Raw genomic sequence first — 13767 nt, 5'->3', positions numbered from 1 at the left:
GTCCTCATGACGGCGGGGCCTCGCTGCTTTCTAGCGTCCGGGCGTCGCCGAGTGCCTGCTGCAGAGCACGAAAGGCGATTCCTCGCTCATCGCCCAGCATGAAGGTGCTGACGCCCCGCGCCCGCCACCGGGCCTTGGCCGCCGAATCGCGCAGGAAGGCGCAATAGGGAATATGGTGCTCGCTGGCGGTGCCCTGAACCGCCTCCAGCGCCTGAACGACGTCGGGGTGTCCGGGCTGCCAGGTCACACCCAGCGACTGGGACAGGTCCGCCGCCCCTTCCAGTACCATGTCGAGGCCCGGCACCGCACAGATCGCCTCGATCTCAGCCACGCCGCGGCGGCTCTCGATCATGGCAACCACCATGATTTCCCGGTTGGCCTCGACGACGTAGTCCGCCAGCGAAGCCTTGCCGAAGGCGCCGGGCCGCCCGGCATTGAGACTGCGCTCGCCCTCCGGGGCGTACTTGCAGGCGGCCACGGCGCGCTCGAGAGTCTCGGCATCTTCCACCTGAGGCAGCACGATCCCCTGGGCGCCACCGTCGAGCAGGCGCAGCAGGGTTTTGGGATCGGCATCCGCCACCCGTACCAGCGGCGTCAGTCGGTAGCTCTCGGCGGTACGGATCATGTGCTCGACGGTTTCCGGGTTGATCAGCACATGCTCGGTGTCGATCACCACGAAGTCGAAGCCCGCCTCCGCAATCAGTTCGATGGAGGCGGCCGCGGGCAGCGAGGCGATAACCCCATGGACCTCACGGCCCTCGGCCAGTGCCCACTTAAGCCGGTTGGTCCTCAGCATGCCGCCTCCTTACCGGGCGCGAAGGCCGCCAGCGGGTTGGGGACATGTTTGACCTGGGGATCGTCGTCACCGAACAGGCGACGCCGGGTCAGGGCTTCCACCTCCCACCAAGGGGCGAAGACGTCGAAGCAGCGGTAGCGCTCGCCGTGCTGGGGGTGAGCGCGCTGGTAGGCTTTGATCTCCGCTGCCGCCATGGCCCAGAACCGTGACTCATCCAGGCCGAAATGCCGCTGAAGGAAGATCGCCATCTCCGCCAGGGCGATGAAGAAGAAGGCGTCGCAGGAATAGTCGCGAACCGCGTGCGGGTCGTCGGTGACGATGAAGGAATTGCGGTTGAGGGCGGCATGGCGCTCGGGCACGGGCTCCAGGGCGGGAGCCAGCTCAGGCCGCGCCAGATGCGAGGGACTGAAGCGCACACCATCGTGAAAATCCTTCAGCGCCACCCGCACCGGCCAGCCATCGCGATGGATGACTACGATGTTCTGACCATGGGACTCCATCCCCACGCCCTCGGCGAACAGCAGATGGATGATCGGCAGGGTCGCGACATGCACGAGCTGTCGACTCCAGGCGTCCAGCCCATGGCGCGCCACCCAGGGCGCGATGAAGGGGCTGGCGGGCTCGCCCTCGGCGTCGCGGGTGAACTGGCTCAGCCCGTTGAAGGGCACGGCCTGTTCGCCGTCGGCCAGGAACTCGCCGACGTTCTGCCGCCAGATGGCACCGACCTTGCCGTACACGTCGTGGTAGCGAGCGTTGGGGAAAGCACGCTCGTCCAACGCCACACCGGCCACCTCGCCGAGGATCACGAAACCCGCGGATCTGGCAGTCTCGTCGGTAGCGATGAGGCGCTGGAGCCACTGGGTGATTATGGGGGCGTTGGTGACGGTGTGACGCGCCAGGATGCGAGTGCTGGAGGTATTGGTGATACTCATCGCCAGTTTGAGATAGGGCTGATGCGTGTCCTGTGGGGCCAGGGTGCGAATCGACTGCTGCGCGGTATAGGCCGTCTCTCCCTCGCCGAGCAGTACGATCTCGCCACTGGCAAGCTCTGGATAGAGCGCCGTCACCAGCGCGTTCTCCCATTGCCAGGGATGCACTGGCATCAGCACGACTTCGTCGCGCGCCAGCCGGCGCCTGGCGAGGTGGTCAGCCAGGCGCGCCTGCACATGCGGCCCGGCGTCCTCCGCGCTCCGGTCGGCCAGCGCCATTCCGCTGACCGCTCCCTGGTGCGCCAGGCGGACCGGCACGGCTAGCCACCACACATGCAGCGGCTGGGCGAACTCTGGCCCATAACGCTGATTGTCGCGCAGGGAGAAGCCGAGCCGTGACTTGTAACAAGGGTGGTAGCTGTGCGCGTCGGTGAAGTACTGCTCCAGGGCATCGGCGCCCAGCGTCTGCGGCGTTTCGTGGACGGGCAACGGCCAGGCAGATGACTGCAAATCCTTGACCAGGGTTTGCATCAGTTCATCGACGAAGCCCGGCTGAATCGTCCCACCATCGAGCGCCGCCTCGAGATCCTCCAGGAAGCGAGGCAGGCTCACTGGCGCCGGGGTACCCGCCGGGTTCTCGCGGCCCTCATCGCCTTCGACCACCAGCGAGGCGTGCTCGAGGCGAATCAGCCGAAAACTTTGGCACTGCCAGCCGTCCACCCGATAGCGACGCTGGCCCAGCGTCAGAGAGAAGCGCGTGGCGCCGGCGACGCCAAGCTGCGGGTCGGCGATGGCCTCATAGGGCAGCACGTCCTCGTAGAGCAGGGTCTGCAACAGCTGGCCAACGACACGCTGCTCAATGCGAGCGTGATGCCGCCAGTACCTGTCGGAAGCAAAAGGCGTGTCGATGCCGCCCCGCGCGCCGGGGTTGTCTGCGATGGCCACAGCCGGCGACAGAACACGTTCCTGTGATGTCATGGGGTAACTCCTGGAAAATGAATCGGCGCAGCGTCCCGGTCAGCTCACCGGCTCGGCGCGCCGATGGCTGGTCGTCTCGAGTTCGCTGCCTTCGCGGGCGTCACGGATGAAGACCTGATCCGGCCGGGGGTGGCACAGGAAGTCCGCGTGAGAGATGTTGTAGCCGTAGGCACCGGCCAGCGGCAGCACTAGCAAGTCGCCCACCTCGACCCCTTGCAGCTCCTGCTGGCGGCTCAGCACGTCCTTGGGGGTACACAGCTGCCCCACCACGGTCCAGGACCGGCGCTCGCCCTCACTCGCCTGCCGAGGGTCGCGCGGCAGGTGAATGACCGGGTGATCGTGCCCCTGGGCGGCAGGCAGTCGGAATTGGTGTGTACCACCCCGGCAGACGATAAAGCCTTCCCCATGGCTAACCTTGGTATCGAGCACCTCGATCGCGTAGTAGCCGCAGAAGGCCGACAGAAAACGGCCGATCTCGAAGCGCACCAGCGGCGGCTCGTCCATGGCCGCCAGCCGCTGGCCCAAGGCCTGGCACAGGCCGGACCAGTCGAACTGCTCGGACGGCTGGAGATAGTTCACACCGATGCCGCCCCCCACATTGAGCTGCGTGACCCGTTCAGGAGCACGCGCCAGCGCTCGCCACTGCGGCCAGCGCTCCAGATAGGACGCCAGCAGCCGCTGGTGGCGCTGCTCGCAACGTTGGTGCGACATGGCATGGATATGAAAACCGACCAGCGCCAGGTTCGGCGCGTCGTCGACCGCGCGGACGGCGTCAGCAAGCTGCGACTCGTCGATGCCGAACGGCGTGGCGGTGCCGGCCATTCGCAGCCGGCTGGAGAGATCCTCGGGCAAGGCCGGATTGATACGCAGCAGCACCGGCTGCTGGTGATCCAGCGCCGCCGCGACCGCCTGCAGGCGTGCTACTTCCCCGAGGCTTTCGACATGAAAGGCCTCGACGCCTCTCCTCATGGCCTCACGCATGTCGGTATCCAGCTTGCCCGGGCCGGAGAGCACCCAGGGGCGCGGCGTCGAGCAGGCGCAGGCCCGCGCGATCTCGCCGCCAGACGATAGCTCGAGCCCGTCCACCACCGGCGCCAGCGTATCGATGATGGCCGCTTCACTGTTGGCCTTGATCGCATAGTAAAGCTCGACGCCCGGTGGCAATGCCTCGCGCATGGCCCGGCCATGCGCGGCGAGTGCCGGCAGGTCATAGAAGAACGCCGCCATGGGCTCTGAGCTGGCCTGTCGCTGCGAGGCGATGGCGGAGAGCACGTGATCGGGAATCGCCAGGCGCTCAGCCATAGGCCACCTCCCGTCCCAGGTTCTGGGTGGTGTGCCAGGGGTTGGGCAACGCCACATACTGAGCCTGCCGGTCCGCCCGGGCCATCAGCCGTAGCTTGAAGTTGGTCTTGCAGGGCAGCTCGCCCCCCGCCAGCAACGTATCCAGCTCTGGTGCGTCGCCGCCCAGGGCCTCCCGCACGCGGTGCAGCTCGTCCAGGATGTCCTGCCACAGCGCCTCGCCCAGGGCCGGGCGCTGCCAGCTCAGTGCCAGGATCGCCTCGGCGACATGATTGACGAGCAGGCAATAAGCGATACGGTTCCAGCCCTGCTCGCGACAATAGGTCATCGACTCCCTGACGTGGGGATGCAGTGACTCCCCCGTGAGCCAGTCCACTCCCTTATCCTCGGTCAGCTTGACCCCCTCGAAGTCGCGCAACAGCACCTGCCGAGGCATGCCTTGGTCATGGATCAGCACGCAATTCTGCAGGTGGGGCTCCATGACGATGCCGTGACGGAAGAATAGCACCAAGACCGGGCCCACCAGAGTACGCAGGTAGGCCTGAAACCACGCCCGAACCCGACCTTCCGCTGGCAGTGGCCGAGGTACCTCGCCGGGCATCGCTGTGTCGATGAAGGACAACACCATGGGCACCAACTGCACATCGCGCGCGAACAATGTCGCGCTGAGCAGGCAACGTTCCGGCGAGAAGCGCTGACAGAAGTTTTCTCTCAGGATCATGCCGGTCTGCTCCCGGAACCAGCGTTTGTCGGCCTCATCGCCCACGGCCGGCGTCCAGTGCACCGTGGCCGGTTCCTGGGCCACGCAGAGTGCCTGCAGCGCCGCATCCTCGAGCTGGACGAGCCGGTGCATGATGCGATCGATGATCAGCGTGCTTTCCAGCTCGTACCAGGCGTTCTTGCGCACACAGTTGGTGATGCGCACATTCAGCGAACCCTTGAGGAACCAAGGATGCCCCGCGATGTACCAGGTTCGCATCGAGGCGGTGGGCGCCGCCTGCAAACCGCTCTGGCCAAGATCGCAGATGGTGCCGTCCTCAATCATCTCCGCCACTCGGGCATCCTGGAGGAACAGGTCGGCCTGCACCGGGTGCATGCTGAGCACCACACGCCCGTCATCCTCGGCATGGCGCTGGTCCGCCACCTGCGCCAGCACATCCTGAGCATTGATGCGATTGGCCTGCACGCTCAGCCCGGCCACCGGAAAGGAGAACTGATACAGAGCCGTAGTGGCGCAGAACTCCGGCGCGTAGGCAGGCCTTTCCTGAAGCAAATGGGACGGCCATTGCCGGGTCTTGGGCGTGGGGTGATTGGGATGGCCAAACCACAGCCCCTGCTCACTGCAACGGTAGTCCGTCAGCGGATGAAGCCTGGGCTGCTCGACGGCATGCGTGACGATCGTCGTCATGACATCCTGGCTTTGCACGACTTGATCGCACAATTCCCGATTAAGCGTGCCGTCATTCCACCGGCAGTGCTCCAACAGTGCGGCGATCAACTCCCCCATCTCAGGGGCATGCCAGCCAGCACTCTCTGCCTCTCGCAGGTAGACATCGGAGAGATAAAAGTGGCTACCAATGACCGAACGCCGGTCCACCATCACAAACAGCGACAGCGATGCCGACCATTCGATCAGTAAGGGTAGACCGTGCAACTGCTGCGGCAGTCCATCGCGCCGGGCCGGCCATCGGTGGAATACGGCACCATGGGGTATTGCCACTTCCTTGATAATGCAATTCAGCAACGCATGCATGGATGCGTGCCGGCTCATCTCGCCGGGTAAACGAGAGAAACGGGCGTAGCTCATGTAGCCTCCGCAACAATACCTTCCTACCTTCCTTTTGAATCTCACTTGCCTCCTGGCCAACCTTGCCGTCAGTGCAAGGCTTTTTTGGCAAGTAAGTCCGCGCCTCCCTCGCTAGCCACTGTGCGAAGCTTTACTGGATGGTCGTGCTTGTTATGTCGCCCGAGCGGTGAGAGCCAGCAATGCGCTTAGGTCCTCGGTGTACTCGGTGCAGTTGCTTAGGTAACCGCTGGATCATTTGATAATGAGAATGATTATAATAGAGATTAAAGTCAACACTCGCACATGTTCGCCGAGCGAATCATTGCCCCCCCACACACCGTTCTTAAAGACTGAGCGGACGTGGTCACCAGCATTGAAAATGAGAATTTTTTGTCTTACGGTTGCCAGCTTAGGGACCACACCAACGAGCTACCTTCATGCCCTCGATACCTGCCAAGCCGCCTCGTCTAACAGGCGAAGCCTTGTGCGCCGGGTACGAATCCCGACGCGTACTGGACGGCGTCGATCTGACGGTGGCCGAGGGCAAGCTGACGGTGTTGCTGGGCGCCAACGGTAGCGGGAAGTCGACGCTGTTGAAGACACTGGCGCGCACGCTTATACCCAGCGCCGGGCAAGTCTGTCTCGATGGCAAGGATATCCACCGCCGCAATACGCGAGAGGTAGCACAGCGCCTGGGTATCCTGCCCCAGGGCCCTGTGGCCCCGGAGGGACTGACGGTGCGGCAACTGGTGGGTATGGGGCGCTTTCCTCACCAACGGTTGTGGCGACAGGACGCCGAGCAGGATGCCCGCGCCATCCGTGAGGCGATGGCCTATGCCGATGTCACGGAGTTCGCCGAACGCAGCGTCGATGCGCTCTCCGGCGGTCAGCGTCAGCGTTGTTGGATCGCTATGGTGCTGGCCCAGGAGACCGATCTAATCCTGCTCGATGAGCCCACCACTTTCCTCGATCTCAAGGTGCAAGTGGACTTGCTGGAGCTGCTATCCCGCCTGGCCCATGAGCACAGCCGCACCCTGCTGCTGGTCCTGCACGACCTGAACCTGGCGGCAGCCTACGCGGACCAGCTAGTGATGATGCGTGAAGGGCAGATTGTCACCCGCGGCGCGCCAGAGGAGGTATTCACGGCCATCAATCTCAAGCATGTCTTCGATCTCGATGCCCATGTGCTCGAAGACCCCGAGACCGGCAGCCCGATCTGCGTGCCACACAAGAAAAAGCGACCCCATCGGCGTGCCCACCCCACCACCCAACAGCGCTGTGTGTCATGAGCCATCGATTCTGCGCCGATCTCAGCCGTGAGCAGCATGATCCGTTGGCTGGCAGCGCCGCGCATTTTGAGCGCAATCTGCTGATCAGTTGGCCTCGCAACAAGTGGACGCGAAATCTGCGTCATGCCAACGACATGCCGGACAGCCTGGCAAAAACCCTCGACGCCATCGCCGCCGATGGGCGACGGGTCAATCTGATTCATCGACGCGAGCAGGCCGACGAGAGCCATCAGGTGTTTCTGATGCCCGAACGCCGGCGGTTTGTCGTACCTCGCGAGGCACTGGAGACGTTTCTGGCCGCGTGGCAATCAGGGGCGCCACTGACGGCATGGGAAGGGGCGCGAGTCGACCACGACCTGCTGCTTTGCTGCACGCACGGCAAGAAAGATAAGTGCTGCGCCAAGTATGGTTACCAGACCTACAAGCAGTTGGCCCAGGTCGTCGCAGCACACGAACTGCCCTTCGATGTATGGGAAAGCAGCCATCTGGGCGGCTGCCGCTTCGCCGCCAGCCTCATACTGCTCTCGCCAGTCCGCAAGTACGGCCGCCTCACACCGCAGCAGGCATTGCCCTTCCTGCAAGCGGAGGCGCAAGGCCGTCGTTTTCTGCCCGGCTATCGCGGCGACTCCCAACTGACACCCGCACAGCAGTGTGCTCAGCTCGCAGCCCTGACCTTTCTAGAACAACGGTACCCGACGGCCAACCTGACGCTACAGGACGACACTGGCAACGAGCATCGGAGACGCATCCTGTGGCGATGGGAGCAAGATGATGCGCATGGCCGACTGCAGACCGTATGCGAAACGGCGACGATTCTGCGTGTCGACATGTGCTCCGATCTGGACGACGGTCCCACCGAAAGCCTCGTCTGGCATGCCAGCGAGATCTCACCCGCATGACAATGAAGGCCACCGCAAGTATTCGCCGTCCGTCACACGTTGCCTGAAGTGTCTTCGAGCCGTGCCACGGCGTCGCGGCTGACGCGCTCGCGCATCTCGCCGGTCAGTTCGCTCAACTGGCCTGCGCGCATCTCCAGCAGGCGGTCAGCGTGCTGGAAGTAGTGATCGTCGTGGCTAATGGCGAAAACGGTCTTGCCGTGTTCGCGCAGCATAGGTAGCAGCTCGCGGTAGAAGATGCGCCGGAACTGCGGATCCTGATCCGCCGCCCATTCGTCGAGCAGCAGGATATCGCGCTGCTCGGCGACCGCCAGCAGCAACGCCAGGCGCTTGCGCTGCCCCTGGGAAAGCTGCGTGTCGGTCACCCGCCAGCCATCGAAATGCAGCTTCTCGCCCATGCCCAGGCGTGCGATCCAGGCTTCGGCCAAGGCCGTGTCCGGCGCCTCGCCATCAGGGCCGATCACCTGGTCGAATAGATGGAAGTCGGTGAATACGGCAGCGAAACGGCTACGAAACGCCTGCCACCCAGCCTCGTCCACAGGGGTACCATCGATGAGGATCTCGCCGGCATATGGCTGATAAAGTCCGGTCAGCAGGCGTGCCAACGTCGATTTGCCACTGCCGTTGCCACCGATCAGAAACACGAGTTCACCGCGCGACAAGGTAAGATCGACTGGCCCCACTTCGAACCCCTTGCCATGCTCGCCCGCAGCATAGGCAAAGGTCACACCGCGCAGTTCCAATGTCTGCCAGTCGCCGTGCGCGGCGCTCTCGCCGAACTCGGCGCGATACTCGGTCAACGCCAGTGTCTTGAGCTTGTCGAAGGCGACCTGGGCACTCAACAGCGTGGGCAACGCCCCCACCGCCTGAATCAGGGGCGTGCGCAGGAACAAAAGCGTCAGCGAATAGGTGGCCGCCACATTGGTGTTGGCCCAACCCAGGCCATTGGCGAGGAAAAACACCATGCCGATGGCCCCCAGCATCATGATGTTCGACCAGTTCACCGCGCTCAGGTGGAAGGTATCAGAGCGGATGATGTGATGCCGATAGGCCTTGGCGTCGCGCTCGTAGACATCCTCGTAAAGCGCCCGGGCACGATCGCGATTGAGGGCCAGTTCCTTGCGGCCATCGATCACCGCCTCGTAATCCTTGTAGAGTCGATCCTCGGTGTCACGTACTTGGCCCAGATGGCGATACACATGCGACACCAGATACCAGCCACCCACCACGGTCACCGCCACCCACAGCGCGGTGATGAACAGCATCCCCGGCGAGAGCCAGGCCAGGTAAGCGGCCGAGCCCAGCGTCAGGATCACGCCCTGCACCAGCTCGGGAAGTCGCACGAAGGCGATGGTGATATTACGGATGTCGCTGGACAAACTAGCCAGCAGATGCGCGCTGCCCAGGCGCTCGATACGCTCGATGTCGGTATCCAGAATCCGTTTGATAAGACGCCCGCGCAGACGATAAACGAAATGGTGGCCAAGCACGGTCAGCGCCAATTGCGAACCGAGCGTCACCACCAGCAGCAAGGCGATGAGTCCCAGAAACTGAGGCAGCACCAGAAGCGGATCGCCTTGGGCCTCGATCAAGTACTGGTTGATGAAAGCGATGACCCCGATACCAAGCCCGGCGCTTGCCAGACTCAACACCATGACGCCGATGAACGGCCAGCGATAATCGCGATAGACGACGCGCAAAAGTTCCATGCAATTCTCTGAGTGGCGACGCGCCGCGTTATACGCGACGCCGATGAATGTCAGCGTGGCCCACGATTCTTGCCAATTCTCGCGCCACGTCAAGGTAAAGGATTCTCGTTTTCGTATGCACGTTGCAACGCTTTACCACGATTGGCGACAATAGCATCCCATATGGCACTTTCAGCGGCTCTCAAAGTCGCGTTCAACGTCGTCCCGTCCACCTCCGCACCGTGGACGCAGACCCTGAATCAGGCTCGCGCATGCTCGCCCAACTCTTTGCTGTCATGGCCCCCGTGTTCGTGGGCGCCAGTATCGGATTTTTCTGGATACGACTGGGATACGCGTATCCCACCGACTTCGTCACCAAGCTGGTCTTCAATGTCGGCACGCCGTCGTTGATTCTCGCCTCGCTCTCCGGCGCCAACATCGATGCCCACACTTTTGGGCGCACCATGCTGAGCACGCTGGGCGTGCTTCTGGTCATGGCGCTGGCCACCTGGCTGATGGCGATACTGCTGCGCAAGAACTGGCGCGTGCTATTGGCACCCATGATGTATCCCAACACCGGCAATATGGGCTTACCGGTGGCACTTTATGCATTTGGCAACGAGGGCTTCGCCTATGCCATCACCGTGATGGTGACGGTCGCCCTAGTGCAGTTCACCTTCGGCGTGATGATGATCAGCCGCAGCAATCCGCTGAAAAGCCTGCTGCGCACGCCTACCGTGTATAGCATTCTGCTGTCGGTGGCCATCCTGCTGACGGATACCGATCTGCCATTGTGGATCGACAACACCGTGGAGCTAATCTCCGGCTTCACCGTCCCCTTGATGCTGATCACTCTCGGTGTCTCGCTGGCCAACATCCAGGTGCGCAGTCTGTCTTCGGGGCTCGCCTTCAGCCTGCTGCGCACGGCGTTCGCCGTTTGCGTGGCTTTCGGCGTGGGCTGGCTTCTAAACCTCCCGCCCCTGGCGCAGAGCGTGCTCGTGTTGCAGATGAGCATGCCGGTGGCAGTCTACAACTATCTCTTCGCGCAACGTTCACAGCGCGAACCGGCATATGTCGCCAGTCTCGTGTTCTGCTCGACCCTGCTCTCCTTCCTCTACGTGCCGCTGCTGCTGGCGCTGTTCATGTAGTGTGCGCGTTCTGGCGCATGGCGTGTAATTGTCAAAGCACACATCTCTGTTATTCTTCGTAATGAACGCGACGCGCAGGAAGCGCTCGCGTTGTTGGCAAACGTTCAGGAGGAACCGCCATGAATTGGGATCAGATAGAAGGCCGTTGGACCGAGGTCAAAGGCAAGGCCAAAGCGTCCTGGGGCGAAATGACCGACGATGAACTCGATCAGGTCGCTGGTAAGCGTGATCAATTGATCGGCAAGCTGCAGACCAAATACGGGATCACCAAGGAAGAAGCCGAAAAGCGTGCAGATGACTGGGCCCGTTCGGTCTGACTGCCCATCCCGCCAGTGATTCGACACCCGTCGAATAGCTAGAACCGACGAAGAAGGAGCTTCTCAATGCGCCACTCAATGCATCGCATGACGCAAACCGCCATTCTCATCGGTGGCCTGAGTCTGACAGGCGCGGCCCTCGCGCAATCCGAGACTCAGCCACAAGGGCTGTATTCAGCCGACGAGCTGATGGATGCCGACGTTTTCCTCGCGGAAACCCCCAACGAAGACGTGGGTGACGTCGAAGACGTGCTGCTTGGCGAGGACATGAGCGTTCAAGCCTTGGTCATCGAAACCGGGGGTGTTCTCGACCTCGGCGATACACACCGTGTGGTTGATCGCGACAATTTTACCCTCGAGACACAGAACGCCGACGACCTCGACGACTTGGACTATAGCGTCACGCTCGACATGACGCGCGATGATGTCGCCAAGCTACCAGAGTACGATAACGACTGGTGGCAGGATGCCAAAGGGCAAGCCCGCCAAGCATGGAAAGAGACCAAGCAAGGCGCCGAAAGTGCTTGGCAGAGCACCAAATCAGCCACTGCCGATCTTCTTGACGATGCCAGCGATGCCATCAGCGACTGATCGTCAGGCTCTTCGCCCATAAAGGGTGAAAGCATGAAGGCCCGCCACTATGGCGGGCCTTTTTCATGTCGGCTTTGGCAGCACATGAACTCACGAGCCACTCTCGCAACGTCCTTGAGAAGGCCCAACACAAAAAAGGCCACCCGAAGGTGGCCTTTTCCGCGAAGCTTATATCACTCGGCACCGGCACTAAGTGCAACGATACCGCAATATCCGATTCGCTTACTCCTGCTGACCTTGAACCATGCCCTGAACGCGCTGCATGAGCTCGGGATCCTGCTGGATCGCCTGGCCAACGGAGTTGAACTCTTCGACACTCATGCCGCTGTCTTCGACAACGCTGACCATCTCTTCATTGGCCTTTTCACGAAGCTCTTTCTGCTCGTCTTCGCCATCCGCGTTCTGAAGCTGCTGAGTGTACTTCTGGGAAACTTGAGAAATTTCCTCAGATGCATCTGCAAACTGCTGAAGCTGTTCGTCAGAAAAATCTTGAGAGGACGCACCCTGAGTCTGGGTTGTCCCGCTTGCTGCCGGGTCTTCCTGCTGTGCCATTGCGGACTGTGCCGCTACCATTCCGGTGGTCAGCATAGCCGCTGAAACAAGAGCAGTGATCCGTTGCATGAATACCTCCAGGTTATTGCGTGTGCGTGGCTATTGTGACGCCACTGTAGTGGGTGAGTTCACATTTTTTGTGTAACAGAGTGTAAAGATTTAAGCAGCATTCAACCAGGCCGCCAACACCTCGATGCCATGACGCACTGTGACCAGTTCGGGAGCGGCCATCGCCGCCTCGGGGTCATCGGGGCAAGTGCGTGCCAATAGCGCCGCGCCATCGAAGTCCACATAGGCCAAGCGCACCGTCAGTTGAGAGGGTTCGCAGCCAAACGCGCTGCCCGGCAAAAGCGCGATACCTGCCTCTTCGAGCAGCGTCGCGGTCAACGCTGCACTGGTGGTAATTCCACGCGCTCGTAGTACCTCACGGTGTGCACTGAAATCAGGGAACAGATAAAAGCCGCCATCCGGCGCATGTGTGCGAACCCCGGCTACCTCAAGACGTTGCGCGCACCACTGCCCGATCGCCTGCAGCCAGCGCCGCTGGGCCTCCAGATACGCTTCCAGCGCCGGCGTGACGCTATACGCGGTGATCGCTGCCGCCTGAACTGGACTCGTCACACTTGACCAGGTTTCCGAAGCGATGCCCAGCAGGCGCGTTAGCAATGCATCGCCCAGCGCTTCGGGCACATTCAATACACCCAGGCGCCAGCCACCTGCTCCACACCACTTGGAAAGCCCGCTAGTGGTCAAGGTACCCTCGGGGTACTCGAGTGCGAAGGGACGATGTTCCCCACGATGATGAAGCGGCCCGTAGATCTCGTCGGAGAGCACCAGCACGCCATGGCGCTTGGCGACCGCGGCCAGCTCACGCTGCATCTCCGGCTCATACGACAACCCCGTGGGATTGCCAGGCGCATTGAGGATCAATAGCCGTAGGCCAGGGCCATGCTCGCGGCAATGCTGATCGAGTTGTGCCGGCGTGACCAGCCAGCGGCTATCGAAGCTTGTTTCCAGCCGCACCGCTGGCTGCCCCGCGAGTCGCGCCTGTGGCGCATAGGAGACCCAGGCCGGCGCAGGGATGAGCACTTCGGCGCGCGGTAAGGCCTTCATCAGCGCAAACAGCAGCAGTTTGCTCCCCGGGGCGATCAACACGCGTTCGGCTCGCCAGTCCGTGCCGTCCATGTGGCGATGGAAAGCCGCCACGTTCTCTCGCAGCGCCGCCATACCCTGCACCGGTAGGTAGGCCTTATCGGCGGCGTGTTCGGCCAGCGTCTCCACCGCCGGGGGGAAGACCGGAAACGGCGATTGGCCGAAACCGAACTTGGTGATGCGCCGCCCCTGCATTTCGAGTAGACGCGACTGCTCGTTGATCAAGAGCGTATCCGAAGCGGCGGTGGCGTTATGATCGTCGGCGTAGCCCCGGTCCAGCCAATCGGCGGCGCTGGTAGCTGGCCCTGGGACATAAGAGGAAGAGGCGGAAGTGGTCATGGCAAAC

General features: G+C 62.3%; 12 protein-coding genes. 5 read left to right on the top strand and 7 right to left on the bottom strand.

The window, feature by feature from the left end:
* Window positions 1–4: 4 nt before the first annotated feature.
* Genes SR908_RS12760 through SR908_RS12745 form a run of 4 tightly spaced genes read right to left on the bottom strand, consistent with a single transcriptional unit; the run spans window position 5 to window position 5809 of the window.
* Window positions 5–796 (bottom strand): HpcH/HpaI aldolase family protein, encoded by a 792-nt coding sequence (locus tag SR908_RS12760; RefSeq protein WP_246921795.1) that lies wholly within the window; start codon window positions 794–796, stop codon window positions 5–7.
* Window positions 790–2703: an IucA/IucC family protein gene (locus SR908_RS12755; RefSeq protein WP_246921793.1), complete on the bottom strand. Its 1914-nt coding sequence runs from the start codon at window positions 2701–2703 to the stop codon at window positions 790–792. The genes SR908_RS12760 and SR908_RS12755 overlap by 7 nt, the downstream gene beginning before the upstream one ends.
* A 39-nt stretch (window positions 2704–2742) precedes the next feature.
* Window positions 2743–4005 carry a type III PLP-dependent enzyme gene (locus SR908_RS12750; RefSeq protein WP_246921791.1) on the bottom strand — a complete coding sequence of 421 codons (1263 nt, stop codon included), beginning with the start codon at window positions 4003–4005 and terminating at the stop codon, window positions 2743–2745.
* A complete protein-coding gene (locus SR908_RS12745; protein WP_246921789.1) occupies window positions 3998–5809 on the bottom strand; it encodes an IucA/IucC family protein in 1812 nt (603 codons plus the stop codon). Before SR908_RS12745 ends, SR908_RS12750 begins: the two co-directional genes overlap by 8 nt.
* A gap of 416 nt (window positions 5810–6225) precedes the next feature.
* On the opposite strand from SR908_RS12745, the gene SR908_RS12740 reads away from it, so the two are divergent.
* Together SR908_RS12740 and SR908_RS12735 are read left to right on the top strand one after the other, a co-directional pair.
* Window positions 6226–7077: an ABC transporter ATP-binding protein gene (locus SR908_RS12740; protein WP_097022617.1), complete on the top strand. Its 852-nt coding sequence runs from the start codon at window positions 6226–6228 to the stop codon at window positions 7075–7077.
* Entirely contained in the window at window positions 7074–7976 is a 903-nt protein-coding gene (locus tag SR908_RS12735; RefSeq protein WP_097022618.1) for a sucrase ferredoxin, read from the top strand. The genes SR908_RS12740 and SR908_RS12735 overlap by 4 nt, the downstream gene beginning before the upstream one ends.
* A gap of 32 nt (window positions 7977–8008) precedes the next feature.
* Here SR908_RS12735 and SR908_RS12730 read toward each other — a convergent pair whose 3' ends face one another.
* The gene (locus SR908_RS12730) at window positions 8009–9682 is read right to left on the bottom strand and encodes a multidrug ABC transporter permease/ATP-binding protein (protein ID WP_097022856.1); all 1674 of its coding nucleotides are present in this window, start codon (window positions 9680–9682) and stop codon (window positions 8009–8011) included.
* 251 nt (window positions 9683–9933) lie between these two features.
* On the opposite strand from SR908_RS12730, the gene SR908_RS12725 reads away from it, so the two are divergent.
* The 3 genes from SR908_RS12725 (at window position 9934) to SR908_RS12715 (ending at window position 11717) form a co-directional block, all read left to right on the top strand.
* Entirely contained in the window at window positions 9934–10809 is an 876-nt protein-coding gene (locus SR908_RS12725) for an AEC family transporter (protein WP_097022619.1), read from the top strand.
* Between the two features lie 119 nt (window positions 10810–10928).
* Window positions 10929–11126, top strand: a complete 198-nt coding sequence (locus tag SR908_RS12720) for a CsbD family protein (RefSeq protein ID WP_040244278.1) — start codon at window positions 10929–10931, stop codon at window positions 11124–11126.
* Between the two features lie 66 nt (window positions 11127–11192).
* Complete coding sequence (locus SR908_RS12715) at window positions 11193–11717, top strand: hypothetical protein (RefSeq protein WP_097022620.1); 525 nt, start codon at window positions 11193–11195, stop codon at window positions 11715–11717.
* 222 nt (window positions 11718–11939) lie between these two features.
* On the opposite strand, the gene SR908_RS12710 is transcribed toward SR908_RS12715, so the two are convergent.
* Window positions 11940–12338, bottom strand: a complete 399-nt coding sequence (locus SR908_RS12710; protein ID WP_097022621.1) for a DUF4168 domain-containing protein — start codon at window positions 12336–12338, stop codon at window positions 11940–11942.
* 90 nt (window positions 12339–12428) lie between these two features.
* Window positions 12429–13760 (bottom strand): pyridoxal phosphate-dependent aminotransferase, encoded by a 1332-nt coding sequence (locus SR908_RS12705; protein ID WP_097022622.1) that lies wholly within the window; start codon window positions 13758–13760, stop codon window positions 12429–12431.
* Window positions 13761–13767 lie beyond the last annotated feature (7 nt).

Origin of the sequence: Chromohalobacter canadensis (assembly GCF_034479555.1) — a bacterium.
Classification (GTDB): domain Bacteria; phylum Pseudomonadota; class Gammaproteobacteria; order Pseudomonadales; family Halomonadaceae; genus Chromohalobacter; species Chromohalobacter canadensis.
Note: the sequence above shows the minus strand (reverse complement) of the source record. Positions and strands in the feature narration are given on the sequence as shown.